This is a genomic window from Acetobacterium sp. K1/6 (assembly GCF_034438075.1).
GTDB lineage: Bacteria > Bacillota > Clostridia > Eubacteriales > Eubacteriaceae > Acetobacterium > Acetobacterium carbinolicum.
Genome location: NZ_JAXQGA010000006.1, coordinates 17,414 through 36,858, shown reverse-complemented (window position 1 = coordinate 36,858; position 19,445 = coordinate 17,414). Strand labels below are relative to the sequence as shown.

Sequence of the window (19,445 nt, the reverse complement as noted above, 5' to 3'; positions counted from 1 at the left end):
CCGTTATTTCTAAATAAAATACTCGCAATTGCCTTTTTCATGATAAGACTTTACCAAGTCGGCCAGGGTGATATTATCCACCACATTTTCAATCGCATCTTTGATTTGCCGCCAGACATCAACCGTAACACAGCGATCCGCGCGATCACAGCTACCCGGCTCATCCAAGCAGGCCACCGGGGACAACTCCCCTTCCATCAGTCGTAAAATCATCCCAACGGTGTATTCTGCCGGCGGATTGGCCAGTTGGTAACCCCCTTGTGATCCCCGGACACTTCTCACAAAGCCCGCTCTTGAAATCTGGGTGATAATCTGCTCTAAATATTTCTCTGAAATCTCCTGACGCTCAGCAATCCGTTTGATGGGAATGTATTCCCCGGTATTGTTAATCGCCAGGTCCAGCATTAGGCGCAGGGCATATCGTCCTTTTGTTGATATTTTCATAACGCGTATAAACCCGTTGACAGATAGCGTTCGCCCGTATCCGGCAACAGCACCACGATGGTTTTTCCCTTGTTTTCAGGGCGTTTTGCCAGTTCTATGGCGGCATACAAGGCCGCTCCAGAAGAAATTCCGACCAGCAGCCCTTCATTTTGGGCAACGTTTCTCGCTGTTTTAAAAGCATTGTCGTTGCTGACCGCAATAATTTCATCATAAACAGCCGTATTTAAAACCCCGGGCACGAAACCAGCCCCAATCCCCTGAATCTTATGAGGTCCCGGACTGCCACCGGAAAGTACCGGCGAAGCCTCTGGTTCAACCGCAACAATTTGAACTCCGGGTTTCTTTTCTTTTAATACTTCTCCGACTCCGGTAATGGTTCCGCCGGTGCCAATGCCAGCCACAAAAATATCAACTTCGCCATCGGTATCATTCCAAATTTCAATGGCCGTGGTTTGACGGTGAATTTCCGGATTGGCGGGATTATCAAACTGCTGGGGAATAAAAGCGTTGGGAATGGTTTCTGCCAATTCAGTAGCTTTAGCAATGGCGCCTTTCATTCCGGTTGCCCCTGGTGTCAGTACCAACTCTGCCCCAAGTGCCGAAAGCAGATTACGACGTTCTACGCTCATGGTTTCCGGCATCGTCAAAATAAGACGATACCCTTTGGCGGCCGCCACAAAAGCCAGCCCAACCCCGGTGTTGCCACTGGTTGGTTCAATAATCACGGTACCTTCTTTAATTAGCCCGGCTTTTTCGCCGGCTTCAATCATCGCAAACCCAATCCGGTCTTTCACTGAAGATAACGGATTAAAATATTCCAGCTTGGCGATCAGCTTAGCTTCCAGCTCCAGGCTTTTTTCATAGTTCGACAATTCCAATAAGGGTGTATTTCCAATTAAATCGGTTAGATTTTTTGCAATTTTAGACATCTTCTTACCTCACATTATCCTTAAAATTATAATTCAATTAATATTTCCGAACACGGCTTGCTTAATTCATATCATTTCGATATGTTTTGGTAGGTTCATTATATGCCTCATGCTTTTCTTTGTCAACTAAAAAATGCCGGATTTCTCCGGCATTTAAAACTTTATACTAACCTAAAACGATCAGGCATCTTTTTTAGGATGACTTTCCTTCGCCTCAGCTTCTACGCGAGACCAGAAACGCTTGCCTTCAGGGTGAGCATCTTCTCCCGCAACCTTGGCATACTCATTTAAGGCATGGCGCTGTTCACGGCTAAGTTTACGTGGCACTTCCACCTTGATGGTAATAAACTGATCGCCCCGACCACGACCATTGACGTTGGGGACCCCTTTTCCTTTTAATCGGAAAACCTTGCCGTTTTGAGTGCCTTCTGGTATTTTAAGCTTGATCTTGCTGTCAATGGTAGGCACTACAATGCTGTCTCCCATAGCCGCCTGGGCATAGGTAATTGGTAGTTCATAGTAAATGTCATCGTCGCTCCGTTTAAACAACGGATCTTCCCGAACACTGATATAAACAAGCAAATCGCCCGTGCTACCATGGTTTGGCCCGGCATTACCCTGACCTCTTAGTGGTAGAATCGAGCCGTCGTATACACCGGCTGGGATCTTGATGCTGATGGTGCGTTCCTTGGATTCAAGGCCAGATCCATGACAGGTCGGACAGGGTTTATCAATGATTTTTCCCTCACCATGGCACTTGTCGCAGGTGTGAACCTGTTGAACCGTTCCAAAAGGTGTTTGCTGCCGTACATAAACCTGACCAGAGCCGCCACATTGATCACATGTTTTTGACGTTGAACCTTTTTCAGCCCCGGTGCCACCACAGGTTCCACATTCTTCGTTACGTTTGATTTTAATCTTCTTTTCAACACCAAAAACAGCCTCATGGAAGGACAGATTGATATTGATCTTCATGTCCGACCCACGGTTGGAACGACGACCGCCCCGACTGCCACTAAATCCGCCGCCGCCGCCAAAGGCACTGAAAATATCGCCAAAGATATCTTCAAAACCGCCAAAGCCACCGCCACTATAACCACCGCCGCCGTAACCGCCGGCACTGGGGTCAACCCCTGCATGACCATATTGATCATAACGAGATTTTTTTTCCTCGTCGCTTAAAATTTCATAGGCTTCATTCGCTTCTTTGAATTTTTCTTCAGCAACACTATCCCCCGGATTCTTATCCGGATGGAACTCCATGGCCTTTTTTCGATAGGCTTTTTTTATCTCATCCGGGCTGGAATCTTTACCGACCCCAAGCACCTCATAGTAATCTCTTTTTTCACTCATAAATACTCTCACCTCTTTTGAATCCTAAACACCAACTAACCAACTACTAATTATACCTTTTTGAAGCAACGTGTCAAAGCCTTTTTTCGTAGAGCGTGGTATTCCCAAAAGTTGGAAACAAACCTTAATATTAGTACCGACCAATTGTTAATCTGTTGTTCGCCGCGCCATGCGAAATCCGCTTTGCTCCTTTCGCATTGGTCGCGGGCAGTCGCCAACTACAAGCAAGCTTGTGATTGGCTCGTTGCCTGCGCGCAGAATCGGACAGGCGATGCCGTGTCCGCTCCGATGCGTACAACATGATGTAACAATTGTCGGTACGGCACACCAAACCCACATGGCTCGTTGCCTCCACGAAACTTTTCAAAACGCTCACCCGCGTTTTGAGCCGTTCGCGGGCAGTCGCCAAATGTGAGCAAGCTCCCACATGGCTCGTTGCCTCCACGAAAAAGAGTGGCAGCCTTGGCTGCCACTGGTTATTGCCGGTTACAGGCAAATCTTACTCTTTTACTTCCTCATATTCAGCATCGACAACATCATCATCATCACCTTGATCAGACGATTCTTGCTCGTCTGGGGCCTGTTGGGCTGCTGCTTCTTCATACATTTTCTGAGCCAGTGGATAGAAGGCTTCATTTAAAGCTTCGGTAGCCTTGGTAATGGCTTCCACATCTTCGCCTTCGCTGGCTGTTTTTAGTTCTGCCATGGCTGCTTCAACCTTGGCCTTATCTTCTTCTGAAATCTTGCCTTCCATTTCTTTTAATGACTGTTCGGTCTGGTAAAGGGTGGAATCAGCAACGTTTTTCGCTTCGATTAAAGCTTTAACGCGTTTATCTTCTTCAGCATGTTGTTCTGCCTCTTTAACGGCTTTATCAATCTCATCATCACTCATATTCGTGGTGGATTTAATCACGACGTTCTGAGACTTCCCGGTTCCCATATCCTTAGCAGATACATTAACAATCCCATTGGCATCAATATCAAAGGTTACCTCGATTTGTGGAATACCACGACGTGCGGATGGAATACCTGTTAATTGGAATCGACCCAAGGTTTTATTATCCTTGGACATTTCGCGTTCACCTTGTAAAACATGGATATCAACAGCGGTCTGATTATCAGCTGCGGTCGAGAAGGTCTGACTTCTCTTGGTTGGGATGGTGGTATTACGGTCGATTAATCGGGTAAATACACCGCCCAGGGTTTCAATCCCCAGTGATAATGGCGTTACATCAAGGAGTAATACATCATGGACTTCACCAGCTAATACACCAGCCTGGATCGCTGCTCCAATCGCAACACATTCATCCGGATTAATTCCTTTATACGCATCTTCACCGGTAATATTTTTAACTGCATCCTGTACTGCCGGTGTTCTTGTGGAACCACCAACCAGGATTACCTTGTCCAACTCATTCTTGGAAAGACCGGCATCCTTCATGGCTTTTTCAACTGGTCCGATGGTACTCTTCACCAGGTCAGAAGTTAATTCATCAAATTTAGCGCGGGTCAGCGATAATTCCAAATGCTGTGGACCTTCTGCCGTTGCCGTAATAAATGGTAAATTAATGTCTGATTTCATAACCGTTGATAATTCGATTTTAGCTTTTTCAGCCGCTTCTTTAAGTCTCTGAAGGGCCATTTTATCATTTTTAAGATCCAGTCCGTGGGTTTTCTTAAACTCTGCTGCCATCCAATCGATGATTTTCTGGTCAAAGTCATCACCACCTAAATGATTATTCCCATTGGTTGATTTAACTTCGAAAACGCCATCGCCAAGTTCCAGAATTGATACATCAAAGGTTCCGCCCCCAAGGTCATAAACCATGATCTTATCATTGGCATCTTTGTCTAAGCCATAGGCTAAAGCGGCTGCAGTTGGTTCATTGATAATTCTTAAAACTTCCAGCCCGGCAATCCGACCAGCATCTTTGGTCGCTTGTCTTTGGGCATCACTGAAGTACGCTGGTACCGTAATAACTGCTTTTGTAACCGTTTCTCCCAGATAAGCTTCAGCATCTGCTTTTAATTTTTGCAGAATCATCGCTGAAATTTCCTGAGGGGTATAACTTTTATCATCAACTGTTACTTTTTTATCGGTGCCCATATCGCGTTTAATTGATGAAATAGTGCGGTCCGGATTCGTAACGGCTTGTCGTTTGGCAACCTGTCCAACTAATCGTTCGCCATCTTTGGCAAAAGCAACAACCGATGGGGTCGTTCTGTTTCCTTCTGCGTTAGGGATAACGACGGCTTCACCGCCTTCTAAAACGGCAACACACGAATTTGTGGTCCCTAAGTCAATCCCGATAATTTTTTCTTTACTCATATCTATTTCCTCCTGTAATTTTGCTTTTAAGTTTATTCTATTAAAATGAAAATTCAGTACTGGTGCTTTCCACCAGCAGATTTTCAACTTTAGACGGGTTATGTCTTAATTAATATTATTTGCTACAAACCTTAACCATCGCTGGTCGGATCACCTTACCCTTGAATTTGTAACCTTTTTGGAAAACATCAATAATATCCTGGTCTTCCTTTTGCTCATCTGTACCGACCGCCACACCGTGGTGGAGATTTGGATCAAAGGGACCTTCACAAACAATTTCTTCCAGACCTTCTTCTTTGAGCACATCCTTAAGTTGTTTAAAAACCATTTCCAATCCGTCAATATAGCCCTTGGCTTCCTCACTGGCATCGGTTAGGGCGGCTTGCGCCCGCTCCAGATTGTCCATTACTGGCAACAGCTTGGTAGCAAAGTTTTCTGATGCGAACTGATACATTTCTGTTTTTTCTTTTTGACTTCGCTTTTTGAAGTTCTCAAAATCAGCCTGAAGTCGAACCAAGCGATTCAATACAGCCTCATCCTCCTTTACACTCTCTAATACCTCTTCCGGCGATGCTGTTTCGTCAATGTCATCTGTTAATTCCTCGTCGGTTACCGCGTCAGCTTCTTTTAGCGTTTGTTCATTTTCTTCGATGGTTTGGATTTCCTCTTCTTTTATCATTTAATCACCTATTTCATTAATAAATTTGAGATATGTAAATTTAACTCATTACGTATGTAATTGAGAACCGATGAGACATTGTCATAGTTCATCCGAGTCGGCCCAATCACGCCAAAGGCCCCCATCATCTCGCCATCCAGTTCATAGGTGGAGGTAATGATGCTAAAATCCTTAAGGTTTTCATTGTCATTTTCACTGCCTATTTTAATGCGGATGATCTGGTTGCCGTCTTTCGATGTCATCATTTCCGACAACACCTGTTTTTCCTGAACAATATTGATCAGTTGTTTAATCTTATTCACATCACTGAATTCCGGATAATTGAAAAGGTTCGTTAACCCCGTGGAGTGAACTTCCGAGTCATCCTCCATCAAGACTTTTTTAAGTTGGGGGATAATTTCGTGAATCAGCTTACTCTCGGCTGGTGACAATTCCTGGATCTGATCAATAAGCTCCGAACTCATGTCACTGAGAATGGTGTTTTTCAGAAAGCCATTAATCACATTGGAAAGCTTTAGCGCCAGAATCGCGTCTACCTCCTGAGAAAGGGTTACCTCAATATTTTTGGCCATCCCCTCCTGGGTCACTACTACCATAAGTACCCTGTTTTTAATTAATGAAACAATCTGAACATGCTTACAGTTAAAATTTGTAACCCGAGGTGCCAGAACCACTGCTGTGTAATTGGTTAGCTGAGACAGAACCTGCGCCGTATGGGACATCGTCAGCCCCAGTTCAGTGGTATGATCCAGAAAACCCCGATGAATATCCGTTCGGATCATCTTCTCAAGTTTCTGAATCTCCATGATTTCATCCACATAATAACGATACGCCTGCTGGGTCGGAATCCGTCCCGAAGAGGTATGGGGTTGAACTAAAAAACCTAACTCTTCAAGATCTGCCATTTCATTTCGGATGGTGGCCGGGCTGATACCCAGGTTACATCTTTTTGAAAGGGTCCGGGAGCCAACCGGCTCGGCCGTATTAATATAATCACGGATGATCACTTCAAGTATTTTCTTTTTACGTGCGTTAAGTTCCATGATTCACCTCGTTATTAGCACTCACAATAATCGAGTGCTAACATCTGAGTTAAATATAACATCCTACCCCCTACATTGTCAACTAGTTTCTATAATAGCTTGCTCACCTTTTAAAGTTTTCTTAAGATATTTTTTTGATCTGATTTCATCTATAGAAAAGCCATAAATACCTGGTTTCCAAAATCCTGTCCTTTTGGTGTCAGCTTTAAAAATGACCCATCCCAATTAAGCAAACCATCAGCAATCAGCGGCTTTATGACCTCACCATATCGATCCCAATAACTTTGGCCAAAACGGGCAAAAAAATCACTATCCCGAATGCCGCAAAGCTTACGCAAACCTAAAAACATCCACTCACTCATCATTTCCCGGGGCGTCATCTCAGCTTCTAATGTTGCTGGGGATTCTCCGGCCTTGATGACATCGATATACTGACTTAGTGCATTGGTGTTACCATAGCGCCGACTATTAAAATAACCATGGGCACCCAGACCAAAGCCCAGATAGGGCACCAGTTCCCAATATTTAATGTTGTGGCGGCTTTGATAGCCGGGCTTACAGTAACTGGAAATCTCATAATGGTCATAACCCTGCTCTTTTAGAAACGCATCGACTGCCCAGTGCATTTCCCGCTCTTCATCTTCATCGGGCAAATTTAGCTGCCCCGCTGCGACCCAATTGGCCATCGGGGTACCCGGCTCTAAAATTAAGCTGTAGCACGACAGATGGGTGGGCGCAAAAGACATCAGCGCGATCAGTGTCGCCATCACATCCGATCGTTTCTGACCCGGTAAACCGACCATCACATCGACGCTGATGTTTGAAAAACCGACGTTTTTTAAAATTTCCATCGATTTAATAAAATCCGACTGGCTGTGAATCCGACCGAGGATTTGAAGCAGAAAGTCCTGCCAGGCCTGCAGACCCATACTGATCCGATTGATCCCCGCTTTCTTATAGCGGCTGGCCTTCTCTTCTGTTAAGGTTCCCGGATTAATTTCAATGGTGATTTCCGCCGTATCCTCAATTACAAAGACTTCCTTTATAAGAGACAATGTTTTTTCAATATAACCGGGTGCAATCGACGATGGGGTACCGCCCCCCAAATAGATGGTGTCCACAGCCGGTAAAACACCATTGATTTCCTTGTGACGTCTTATTTCCTTTTCCAGTGCATCAAAATACTCCCCAATCCGCTCCTCGCTCTGGGCGGAAAGAGAAGTAAAATCACAATAGGCACATTTTTTTTTGCAAAAAGGGATATGGCAATAAATACCTAGTGTATTTTTGGGTTGACTACCTAACGCCTTAGTTTTTGTGGTATTCATTCATTCTCCTCGCATTTTAAAGACTTTTTTTCTTTGATTTATGCTATAATTATAACATAGTCATTACCTATAATTAGAAACTAAACGAAGTCACAGAAAGGAAATCATCAATGAAAAAAGTAACCACCATTGCCATCATTGCCGGCGCAGCTGCAATCGTTCCAGCCTATTTTCTGGTACGAAAACTGCTTGACAAAAAGAAGTCGTCAAAAACCATCACTACCGCTCAGCCTGCCTCTAAAGCGATCAAGGCCGCAGGTTCTAAAGCGGCAAACCAGCAAACCGCGGCACGCATCGATCCAGAGCAACTTAAAACAATTCTCCCGGCAGAGGTTCATCCTGCCCCAAAAGCCGATCAGGAAAAAAACGCCTATCCGGGTCTGATTGCGCCAAACGGACGAATCCTATATAACTTCAAAGATGAAAATAACCTCATCTTCTGTGACGAAACCCAGCTCGGCAAACGTCTGATCCAACTCGAAAACTCGATTAATATTCGGGATATCGGCGGCTATACCGGAATGGACGGCCGAAAGATAAAATGGCGAAAGGTTATCCGCAGTGAAGAACTGGCCCATCTGTCCGATAAAGATGTGTCTTATTTTGCCGCGCTGCGACTCAAACATGTCTTTGATTTTAGAAACAAATCCAAAGCCGAACGACAGGTTGACCGCCTGCCCAAAACAGCCGAGTATCACCTGTTGCCAATTTTCTCCGGCGATGATATGGGACTGGATCACAAAGATTTTACCCAGCCGGGCATGGTGGATGCCTTTATGCGTCGTATCTATAAGCTCCAGACCGAAGATCGGGCCCAACGCTTCGCCGAGGTGCTTAAGTATTTAACTGAACCTTCTGAATCCCCCATTCTTTACCATTGCACCAACGGCAAGGACCGCACCGGTTTTATGACTTATCTGATTTTAAGCATTTTAGGCGTAAAAGAGGATGTGATCCTTTCTGATTACACCCTTACCAACCTGACCTTCGACGAAAGCTATAACCTCCTGGGCAATATCATGTCCGAGGAATTAGGCATCGAGAATTATCACCTCTGGGAATTTTACGGTGTCAAGCCGGATTGGCTAAAGACTTCGATGGATTATGTCAACACTCATTTTGGAAATGTTGAAACCTATTTAATGGAAAAAACCGATTTACGGGAGAAAGATTTTAAAAAGATCCGTGATAATTTATTAGCGAAATAAGGAGGAAACGCCAATGCAAATGGAACAATTGGGCAAAATTGCCCGGGAAGCCGGCATTTTACTGGCCGCTACCGATACCAAAACACGAAACGCTGGTTTACTTGCCATTGCCAAAGCACTAGAAGAAAATACCTACGCCATTGTCGCCGCCAACCTGGCGGATATGAAACGCTCTCAAGAGGAAAAGCTGGGCGCCCCACTGCTTAAACGCCTGACCTTTGATGCTGACAAAATCAATGACGTGATCGAGGGCATTCACAGCCTGATCGAGCTCACCGATCCTCTGGGGGCCACCAAGCTCTCAACACAACTGGATGAAGGTCTTGATCTCTACAAGGTCACCTGTCCGATTGGCGTTATTGGGGTAATTTTTGAATCCCGTCCCGATGCCTTTGTGCAGATTTCCACGCTTTGTCTTAAAAGCGGCAATGCCGTCCTCTTAAAAGGTGGCCGCGAAGCTCTGGAAACCAATCGTATTCTCGCCAAAATCATTCATGAGGCCACTGCCTCAGTAGGTCTGCCCACTAATTGGATTCAAAATTTGGAAACCCGCGAAGACGTCACGGCCATGCTGGCTCTGGATCAGTATATTGATCTGATTATTCCCCGGGGCTCTAATCACTTTGTTCAATATATTATGAACAATTCCAACATCCCCGTAATGGGACATGCTGACGGGATCTGCCATGTTTATGCACATGAGGACGCCAATCTGGCGCAAGCTGTGGCAATTATCGTTGATTCCAAAACGCAATATGTAGCCGCCTGCAATACCTTGGAAACGCTATTGGTTAATGAAAAAATTGCGGCGGCGCTACTGCCAACACTTAAAACCGCACTCGAAGCAAAGGGTGTTCATATCAAGGGTGATCCCGCCACCCAGGCGATTATCCCAGTGGAAGCGGCTACCGAAGTGGACTGGAAAACCGAATACCTCGATTATATCCTTTCAATCAAAATTGTTCCTGATCTGGCTGCTGCCATTAATCACATCAACACCTATGGCTCCGGTCATACCGATGTGATTTTAACCACCACCGAAGCGACTGCCCAAACCTTTATGACGCTGGTGGATTCTGCCGGAGTATTCTGGAACTGTTCCACCCGCTTCAGCGACGGCTTCCGGTTTGGCTTTGGCGCCGAGGTCGGAATCAGCACTGGCAAACTTCACGCCCGCGGCCCGGTGGGGCTTGATGGACTGCTGAGTTACAAGTTTAAGCTACTGGGCCATGGCCAATGCGTGGCTGATTATGCCAGTGGCAAAAGTCATTTTACTCATGTGGCCCAGAAGACGGACTGCCCGATATGATTGGTTACGGTGTGCGGGCGGGTACTACCCCCCCCTACGAACTAATGCGTTAAGCTGGTTAAAATTTTTACTACTCTGCTAATCCTGGGTCACAGGGGCGAGGGTCTGACCCCTTGGTTATTCCCAATCGCCATCAATAATTATCAATCACATGACAAACAAACGTCCCCTTATCTTGATACCCCTGTCATATAATAAAGAGAGGTACCCTATGAAATCAAAGAAAATAATCTTTGTTAGTTTGATTCTGATTTCCCTTACTGCCCTTCTTTTTACCGGTTGCACGCCTGCTGCCGAAAAAGAGGATGATTCCAAAACTGAAATTCCCAACCCGATGGTGGAACAGGCGTCCCTGGAAGCAATTAAGGAAGCCATCGGCTTTAGTTTTGAAAGCTTACCCACCGGGATTACGGATGTAAAATACTTTACCATTGCTGACAACCTTGCTCAGGCTGATTTTACTCTGGACGGTGTGGCCTACACGGCTCGAAAGGCTGACTCCGGGATGGAAAACATCGCTGGAGTTTATACTCAGTTTAGTAACAGTCAGACCAAAACCACTACTGCCAGTGCGGCAGTTCTATTCCAGTATGACGACGGAAAAGCCGGTCTGGCCACCTGGACTGCCGGAACCTATGGCTATTCGGTTTACTGTGAGGACGGGTTTGATCTGGCCGGGATGAAAGTTGTGGTGAACGGAGTTTCGTGATTACATGAATTAAACATAAAAAGGGCTTAAAGTCATGACTTTAAGCCCTTTTTATGTTTATGACTCTTCGCATCACCAACTTATTACCAGTAAAAAAAACAGATCTGAAGGTATACCTTCAGATCTGTTACAAAAATTTGTTTAATCATCGAATCATCATTTTGCAAGAAGATCAAATTCTTAGGGAATAATAGTGAGTGTCAGTTCTCCGGTTGTTACAATTTCAGTTGAAACAGTATCATTTAAGGCCTGAATACTGATTTTAACCGTCGCCTTGCCATCTCCGATAGAATCGATTTTTCCATCAGGATAAATAGTTGCTGTTCCCTTTCCATCACCGGTTATTTGCATATAGGTCACGCTGTAGTTGGCAATATTAAAGTTTTCCAAACCACTAATACCGCTCATCAGTGCTTTTGTTCTTTCAATCACATTATTCTGAGTGCCATCTTTACTAAACGAACCTAAATTGGTTGCCGTAATTCGCGCCTGTTCCATGATGTACGAAGCATTGTAGATTAACGCTTCGCGTAATGCCGTAATGGTGTTGGTATCGGCTTGAATCTTTGTTTGCTCTATATTCTCCGGATGATCCAGATCATAATACGTGGTTGTAATTTTTGATTCATAAGCTGTCCAAAGCGCCTTAGTATAGTAATCCTTCTTGAATTCAGTGTACCAGTTCTTTTCAAACTGGAACTTTTGAACATCGCCATCTTTTGCCCGTAGAACCGGCTTTTTATAATCCATTGCCCCTTGAATATTTGCTGCGGCATTGTTAATCAGGGTTGGGGTCATCAGGGTTCCCGTCGAATCAATGATCAGGTTCTGTAAATCATTAGCTCTGCAGATGGTTGCATAAGCTTCAAAACTATCTTCTGTGTACTCCATTGCAATTGCCGCATTATTCCAGGGGATTGCTGCCGCTTTGACTGCTTCGTAGCTTGCAATCGCCCCATCCAAACCTAGCTCTGTCTTGGGTCGTAATGCCCGAATCGCTATATCAATCGCATTGGTTGCCGCGGTAATTTCTTCCGGCTTACTCAGGGTGGTAATCGCCGACGGCTTCCAGGTGTAATCTTCATAGAAGCTGGCATAGCGCAACACTGCCTGTTCATAAATTTCCCAGTTGCTGATACTCTTATTGATCTCATAGAAATTACCGGAACCGGAACGATAGTTATTCTGATACAGTTCCAATACCTTTTGGAAAGCTTTTAGTTCGGTGCCATTCTGTCTGACTAAGGTATCTGACTGCGCTTTTAAAATGGCCGCTGTTGCCTTATCCACATCACTCTGAAGGCTATCCTTAGTAATACTTCGATACTTATTGACAACTACCATATAAGCCGTCCATGATTCCGGCGTATAGGAACTTTCATCATCTACCAATCCCAGCACCCGCGTGTATTCGCCTAAGTAGGCCGATGGGTTATTAAGCAGTTCTTCCTGCGCCAGAGTGATAAAGGTAATCGCTGACTGAATCTGATCCTGGGTATTTTCCGTTGTCATCACATATTTGGCCAATACTGCCATATAAGCATTCCAGCCCTTGGTTGTAAATTTATCCTGTTGGCCCACATACTTGGCAATCAGTCGATTATAATCATCGACATTGCCTTTTTTCTTAAGCACAGTCGTTTGTGCCAGCTTAATATTACCAATTGCTACTTTTATCGCTGATTCATCATTATCGCCATTCATGTAATTGTCTTTCGACATAACCACCTTTAGATAAGCCGACCAGCTGGCAACGGTATAGTCCGCTTCCTTCACTAGAGCCAGGGTAGCGTTATATTCTGTCATGTCACCCTTTAATTTCAAATTTTTCTGGGCCCGTTCAATCGCTACCACCGCCGAATTAATCTGGGTCTGGGTTTTGTCACGATTCATTTCATTTTTGTCAAGAATCTTCTGATAAACATTCCAGGTAGCCGATGTATATTGTCCTTGTACCATCGGGATTCCAAGGTTCTTATTGTTTTCGACTAAGTACAGGTACTCCGTTAGATCTCCCGCTTTTTTAAGACCCAACTGGCCTCTTTTAATATTTCGAACTGCAGTATCAATCTGAGCCTGAGATTTATCGGCATCCATATAATTGGAATTAAGCACCTTGTCATAGGTTGCCCAGGAAGTCGAGGTATAATCAATCTCGCTTTTTGAGGCAATCGTTTCGTTATATCCGCCAGGTAAATCCAGACTACCGCGTTCAATTAGTGCGGCCTGGGCGATCCGGATTTTTTCGGTTGCCGCATCGACCTGAGCCTGGGTTTTATCTCCCGTCATAACATTTCTACTAATTACCTTCTGGTATTTATCCCAGGAGGCCGAAGTATAGCCATCACTGTTGACCGCTGCCAGCACTTCCTTGTAAGTATCAAGATTGGCACCCTTCACCAGCTTTTTCTGCGCTGCTTCGATATTTAGAATCGCCTGGTTGACCGCTTCCTGACCATCCGTCGGAATTACGACATTAGCATCGACGACTTTTTGATAGGCCAACCACGAGGCCGAGGTATAGTCATCACGCCCAACGGCTTCAAGAGCCATTTCATAATAGGTCATATCCGCTGCAGGTACCAGTTTTTTCTGGTTTTCAAGGATATTTTCAACCGCAGCTTTGACCACATCCTGATTACTGGTCACATTTACAATGATTGTATTGATGGCTTTTTGATATTCCGTCCAGGAGGCCGTGGTATAATCATTTTTATTGACTGCATCAAGAGCTGCCTGATAATATTTAAGATCGGCCTTTTTTACCAGTCGCGCCTGAGCAGCTTCAATATTTTTAATCGCAGTTTCGATATCGGTCTGGGTATCATCCTCATCAACCTGATTATCATCAACGATTAACTGATAAACCGACCAAGATGATTCAATATAATCGTCTTCCTTCACCGCATTAAGAAGTGCATTGTATGCCGAAAAGTCAAACTTTCGCACCATTTTATTCTGGGCCAGTTTAATCCGATTCACTGCAGTATTCACTTCAATCTGGCTATTTGCTTCGGTCATAACATTAGCGGTCAAGACATTCTGGTACACTGACCAGGATGGTTCGGTATAGTCTTCTTCCCGGACTGATGCCAGTACCTTTTCGTAGTCAGTCAGGTTTACCTTAAACTGAAGCTGTTTTTGAGCATCCATAATATTAAGGGTTGCCATATTGATTTCCGCTTGAGTGTTGTCTTGATCGACCACATTGTCTTCCACCACCATCATATAATCAGACCAGGATGAAGGGGTATATTCAGCTTCATTGACAGCCTGAAGGGCAGTAATATATCCGGACATGATTTTACCTTTGACCAGATTACCTTGAGCTGCCTTAATATTTCTAGTGGCTGTTTTAATCTCATCAACCGTATTTTCCGAATCAACGATATTTTCATTGACTATATCCTGATAATCCGCCCAGGACGCCTTGGTATAGTCGTATTCATTAACAGCAGCCAAGGCCGAATAATAAGCCTGCATGTTTTCATCAACCGCTACCAGTTTGATCCGGATTCCTTCCAATCGCAATCCTTTTCCAGCTGTGCCTGCTGTTTCGCCGCTTATAAACCAAGTCGCATCGTCATTAATATCCTTCAACCAGCCTTCATTCTGTACCTGAACATTATAACGAAGAGTATAGCCAGGAAGATTATTTAGTACCAACCGGATGCTTTCCAGACGCAGGCCCTGACCTTCAGTCCCGGCCATGTTTCCCATGACAAAGGGACCTAAATTACCCTTATTTTGAACATGAACATAGGTCTGTATATTCGCCGTTACCGGAACGCCACCGACTAGTTCAACCCGTAAGCTCTCCAAACGTTTGCCCTGTCCGATTGTCCCGGATAAATCACCATTCGTAACCCAATAGCCTTCCCAACCGATATCCTGAATATGCGTTTTATACTGTACGCCGTAAGCCGCTGAGGTGTCAAGGGTTGCATCAGCCGCATAAACCCCTGACGAACATGCCATGGAAATCAGCAATGCCGTCGATAAAATCGGGACACCCATTCTTTTCATGCTTTTTCCTCTATCCTTATCTTTTATTTTTTTTATCATCTGCGGACTCCTCATCTCGTTTTATACTTCAATTCTACACGTTTTTAAGCGCATTTGCAATCCCTGATCGAGATCATCACATGATTGCATCACTTTTCCTGCTTACAAAAAGCACTTTCTAAATCTCCAAGAATAAACGCTTACCTATGTAATCGACAAAACTCTATTTTTCTTTAACAAAAAAGGATACCGAAAGATATCCTTTTTTATTTGCGCAAAAACCATAAATTGATTGCTTACTTTTTTTGCTAAATATCCCCACCTAAACGATGTTTTTAGCTCTGTCATTTTGTTTGAAGAATGTATTGCTTTCACCGTTTAGTTATGATGCGGTTGTGACTTCAAGCTTTGTGACACTCGCCTGTCTATTTGGTGTTGTTTCATCATCCTGAGCAACCAGGTAGATATCATAATCGGTGTTGGCTATAAGCCCACTATTTATCGTAAGGCTAACCTCATCGGTTCCTGAAACCGTAATCGGATTATTTGCTAATATGACCTCATCAACCGATGGTGCGGTACTATTATTTGCCACCACCTTGTAATAGACGGTCCCAGGTTCGTTCATTTTAACCTGCAAATCAAGGCTTGTTGTCAAAATGTTCACTGCTTTCGGATAATCAGTAACGAAGACTGGTGCTGTCAAATCCTCACTAATGGTTATGGTTGCGGTCGGATTTATGCCGCCACTCATTACAAAGGTTAGCGTCAGGTCACCAGCATTTTTGCTAGTTAAATAGTCTTTTTTAATGGTCACTACATTTCCACTCACCGTATAATCTGTATTAATAACAAGATCGGTCGCTTCATTGCTGACCTTTGTGAAGGTTCGTCCGCTAAGAGTCAGGGTAAATATCAGATCTACCGGGGATGACTTATCAAAGCTGGCGATCGTTGGTGTAACCGCTGCATCACCCGGTAACACCCCGGTTATCGTAATTGCGACACTGGGATTTGTGCCATTGCTCATAATAAAGGTCAACGTCACAGTTCCATTTATTTTGGCTTCAAGATACTCTTTTTTTATGGTAAAGGTATTATCAACGACGGTATAATCGGTATCTTTTTCAAGGGTATTGGTGCCATCGCTGATACTGGTGACCGTTTTTCCGTTGGGCGTCAGGGTAATCACCATATCAGCCTGTGCCGCTTTGTTAAAGGTTGCTACCGTTGGCGACACCGTTGCCGGGTTGACACCTAAAACCGCCGCACTTGTTACCACACCGGCGTAATTTCCGGTGCCGGTTGCAGTAACCCGAAGGTACTTACCTTCATCGGCATTGACCAGCGTATAGGTTGCCAAATCTGCACCGCTTATATCACTATAGCCATCACTTTCGTTGTCGGACCGTTGCCACTGGTAGGTTGCCGCCGCCCCGGTCGGTGTCAGGTTTGAGCTTAGCACATTTCCGACAACCGGGCTGCCGGAAATGGTTGTCCCGGTTAAGGTGATTTTCCCGGTCGTAATGGTTATGGGATTACTGGCTGCCGCTTTTGTTAACGCAGCAGCCTTGGCCTGAATTGATATGATCCCATCCTGGGCTACACCTGATGTCGAAATGGTGACCTGAGTATTACTGTTTCGTGTTACCCCTGATATTGTCAGCCCGGTTGTACCGGCGTTAATATCCCACAATGCCACTGAAGCAGCATTAGTTGAGTAAGTGTCATTGGTCAGTGTCACTACGATCGCTGGGTTTGTTGCCCCAATTGAAATACTGGTGGTGCTGGTAATTTCTCCGGGACTAATTGCCTGAATCGTGATAACAGCCGTCCCGTAGACAGCCGAACCATCTGTTGCTGTTGCCCGCACTGTTACCGTACCGGCCTGAGCGGGAATCAACAACCCGGTTGACGAAATCGTCGCTGTTCCGGTTCCGCCTGTTACCGTCCAAGCCACATTTTTATTTGCGGCATTGCTTGGCAGTACCGTGGCCATCATTTGGAGACTGCTGTTACTGGAGACGGTTGTGGCTGAACCCGTCCCAATAACAACAATACTGCCGACTTTGATGGGACTGACCACAATCGATACTGCATTACTTACCATATTTTTTGATAAGGCCCCAGCTTTAGCCGTGAAAGAAATCGATCCAACCGCTGCTGTCCCTGTCGTATTAATGGTGAGCTGGGTATCACTATTTCGGGTAATCGAAGCAACTGATAAACCGCTTGATCCCATCGCGATCGTCCAGTTACTAACTGTGGTTGCTGCTGTTGTAAAGGTATCATTTATCAGGTTGATCTCAAAACTCGGATCAACCGCACCAGCAATGATCGACGACGCCGTTTCAATCGTGCCGGAAGCCGAATCCAGAACAATCAGACTCAACGTGCCATTTTTGCCGGTACCATCTTTTGCTGTAGCTTTCACTGTCACCGTTCCATTTGTAACCCCTGTCACCAAACCGGAACTTGAAACCGTAGCGCTACCAGTTCCATTTATGACTGACCAAGTCACACTTTTATTGGCTGCATTTGTCGGGCTCACCGTTGCGCTTAACTGTAGGGTTTTGCCTTTCACAAGACTGGTGGCTCCGTCAGAAGCCGATAAGGTAACGCCTGAAACCAGTATCGGCGGTGATACCGGTGGAATCTTGACTGTTTTTCCCACCGTTTGTTTTTCCGGTGCTTTCTCATAGGTTACGCTATCGGCGTTAACCAGGGACTCACCAATTGCCCCTTGTCCCTTGACATCTGCCTTGCCGTTAAAAATCATACTTTCCACTCGACTATCACTGTCAAGACTTATTTGGCTACCTGCACCAGCCCGCGTCACGGTCATCTCCGCTATGGTTGTTCCACTTCGGGTTGACAGCTTCATTTTAGCTGCATTTACAGTAATCTGATCAAAGTCACCCTCCAGGATCAGCTCTTCACCGCTGGCCGCCTCAGAAATTATCACATCCAATCCCGCCGCATTTTTTGCAACAATTCGGACCTGACCACTGGCTGTTTCCTGAATGGTGATCCGTTTATAGCTTCCGCCATTGATATGAATGCTGTTTTTCCCGCCACCACGAACGTACGTTTCTCCACTAACCACAATATTATTTAGCGTTACGGTTCCCAATCCAACCTCTTCGGAGATGATCAGATTTCCTGTGATGCGCATATTCTGCAAAGTTACCCCACTCGCCTGTATGACCACATCCTGATTAACCGTTTCCATACTCCCCGTTATACCATAGGTTCCGGCGCTGTCATAAACCCTGGCTGCCGTCAATGATTCTAGTGCGTCGTACGCTGTCTTGATGGCATTGGTTGCAGCATCGACTTCAGTCTGGTTATTTTTAACCGTCATAACATTGACATTGATAACCGTTTGTAAGTTCGACCACGAATAGGTGGTATAATCGGAACGCGCTGCTTCTTTAGCCACTGCCAGCACCTTATTATAGTCGGTCAAATCGGCATCTTCTTTGCTAATCCGAATCTGGATTCCCTCTAGCCGCAAACCCCTGCCTTCGGTTCCTGAGCTTTCGCCATCTTTAGCCCAAATGGTTTCCCAGCCGACATTCTCAATATGAGTGCGATATTCAATTGAATAATCGGGCATATTAACCAGGCGTATCCGAATGCCTTCCAGCCGCAGACTCATTCCTTGGCTACCGGCGGAATTGCCATTATTCGACCAGTATTTTTCCCAGCCTTGATTCTGGACATGGGTGAGGTACTCAATCTTTGCGCCATCCGGTACATCACCGGTAAGCTTGATTTCAATTCCCTCCAATCTCAAGCTCTGTCCTTCGGTTCCAGATCGCAGCCCGTTGGTCTGCCAGCTACTTTCCCAGCCGACATTCTGGATGTGGGTTCGATATGTAATCCCTGTTACCTGGCTGGTGGTAATCCCAAGAAGCTCTTTGCTTGCGGTTAAATCTGTCTGAGACGACATTTCGTTTTCAGCCATAACATTGCCAGAAAATACCAATAATAGCATCATCACAATTTCTAATATTCGCAGACTCCTTTTTTTCATATTAACTCCCTTCTATTTCAACATAACTATCGATGACTATTCAGTCTCATTTTCAACTCTACAACACTCA

General features: G+C 45.0%; 12 protein-coding genes. 3 read left to right on the top strand and 9 right to left on the bottom strand.

The features are described 5' to 3' along the window. Nucleotides 1-9: 9 nt before the first annotated feature. From U2P91_RS06800 to hemW, 7 genes are all read right to left on the bottom strand, one after another. Nucleotides 10-444 (bottom strand): RrF2 family transcriptional regulator, encoded by a 435-nt coding sequence (locus tag U2P91_RS06800; protein WP_111887777.1) that lies wholly within the window; start codon nt 442-444, stop codon nt 10-12. Continuing rightward, nucleotides 441-1,373 (bottom strand): cysteine synthase A, encoded by a 933-nt coding sequence (gene cysK, locus U2P91_RS06795; RefSeq protein WP_322519289.1) that lies wholly within the window; start codon nt 1,371-1,373, stop codon nt 441-443. Before cysK ends, U2P91_RS06800 begins: the two co-directional genes overlap by 4 nt. A gap of 180 nt (nt 1,374-1,553) precedes the next feature. After that, nucleotides 1,554-2,726, bottom strand: a complete 1,173-nt coding sequence (gene dnaJ / locus U2P91_RS06790; RefSeq protein ID WP_111887779.1) for a molecular chaperone DnaJ — start codon at nt 2,724-2,726, stop codon at nt 1,554-1,556. Nucleotides 2,727-3,225: 499 nt separating this feature from the next. Next, nucleotides 3,226-5,055 (bottom strand): molecular chaperone DnaK, encoded by a 1,830-nt coding sequence (gene dnaK / locus U2P91_RS06785; RefSeq protein ID WP_322519288.1) that lies wholly within the window; start codon nt 5,053-5,055, stop codon nt 3,226-3,228. 115 nt (nt 5,056-5,170) lie between these two features. Further along, nucleotides 5,171-5,734, bottom strand: a complete 564-nt coding sequence (gene grpE, locus U2P91_RS06780) for a nucleotide exchange factor GrpE (protein ID WP_322519287.1) — start codon at nt 5,732-5,734, stop codon at nt 5,171-5,173. Between the two features lie 8 nt (nt 5,735-5,742). Beyond that, nucleotides 5,743-6,777 carry a heat-inducible transcriptional repressor HrcA gene (gene hrcA / locus U2P91_RS06775; RefSeq protein ID WP_111887782.1) on the bottom strand — a complete coding sequence of 345 codons (1,035 nt, stop codon included), beginning with the start codon at nt 6,775-6,777 and terminating at the stop codon, nt 5,743-5,745. A 149-nt stretch (nt 6,778-6,926) separates the two neighbouring features. Further along, nucleotides 6,927-8,105 carry a radical SAM family heme chaperone HemW gene (gene hemW, locus U2P91_RS06770; protein ID WP_111887783.1) on the bottom strand — a complete coding sequence of 393 codons (1,179 nt, stop codon included), beginning with the start codon at nt 8,103-8,105 and terminating at the stop codon, nt 6,927-6,929. A 110-nt stretch (nt 8,106-8,215) separates the two neighbouring features. Here hemW and U2P91_RS06765 point away from each other — a divergent pair, with 110 nt between their 5' ends. The 3 genes from U2P91_RS06765 (at nt 8,216) to U2P91_RS06755 (ending at nt 11,331) form a co-directional block, all read left to right on the top strand. Then, nucleotides 8,216-9,313, top strand: a complete 1,098-nt coding sequence (locus U2P91_RS06765) for a tyrosine-protein phosphatase (protein ID WP_111887784.1) — start codon at nt 8,216-8,218, stop codon at nt 9,311-9,313. Between the two features lie 13 nt (nt 9,314-9,326). After that, the gene (locus tag U2P91_RS06760; RefSeq protein ID WP_111887785.1) at nt 9,327-10,622 is read left to right on the top strand and encodes a glutamate-5-semialdehyde dehydrogenase; all 1,296 of its coding nucleotides are present in this window, start codon (nt 9,327-9,329) and stop codon (nt 10,620-10,622) included. Nucleotides 10,623-10,833: 211 nt separating this feature from the next. Then, complete coding sequence (locus tag U2P91_RS06755; protein WP_322519286.1) at nt 10,834-11,331, top strand: hypothetical protein; 498 nt, start codon at nt 10,834-10,836, stop codon at nt 11,329-11,331. 180 nt (nt 11,332-11,511) lie between these two features. On the opposite strand, the gene U2P91_RS06750 is transcribed toward U2P91_RS06755, so the two are convergent. Both U2P91_RS06750 and U2P91_RS06745 read right to left on the bottom strand, forming a co-directional pair. Beyond that, nucleotides 11,512-15,396 carry a hypothetical protein gene (locus U2P91_RS06750; RefSeq protein WP_322519285.1) on the bottom strand — a complete coding sequence of 1,295 codons (3,885 nt, stop codon included), beginning with the start codon at nt 15,394-15,396 and terminating at the stop codon, nt 11,512-11,514. 322 nt (nt 15,397-15,718) lie between these two features. Beyond that, nucleotides 15,719-19,375: a X2-like carbohydrate binding domain-containing protein gene (locus tag U2P91_RS06745; RefSeq protein ID WP_322519284.1), complete on the bottom strand. Its 3,657-nt coding sequence runs from the start codon at nt 19,373-19,375 to the stop codon at nt 15,719-15,721. Nucleotides 19,376-19,445 lie beyond the last annotated feature (70 nt).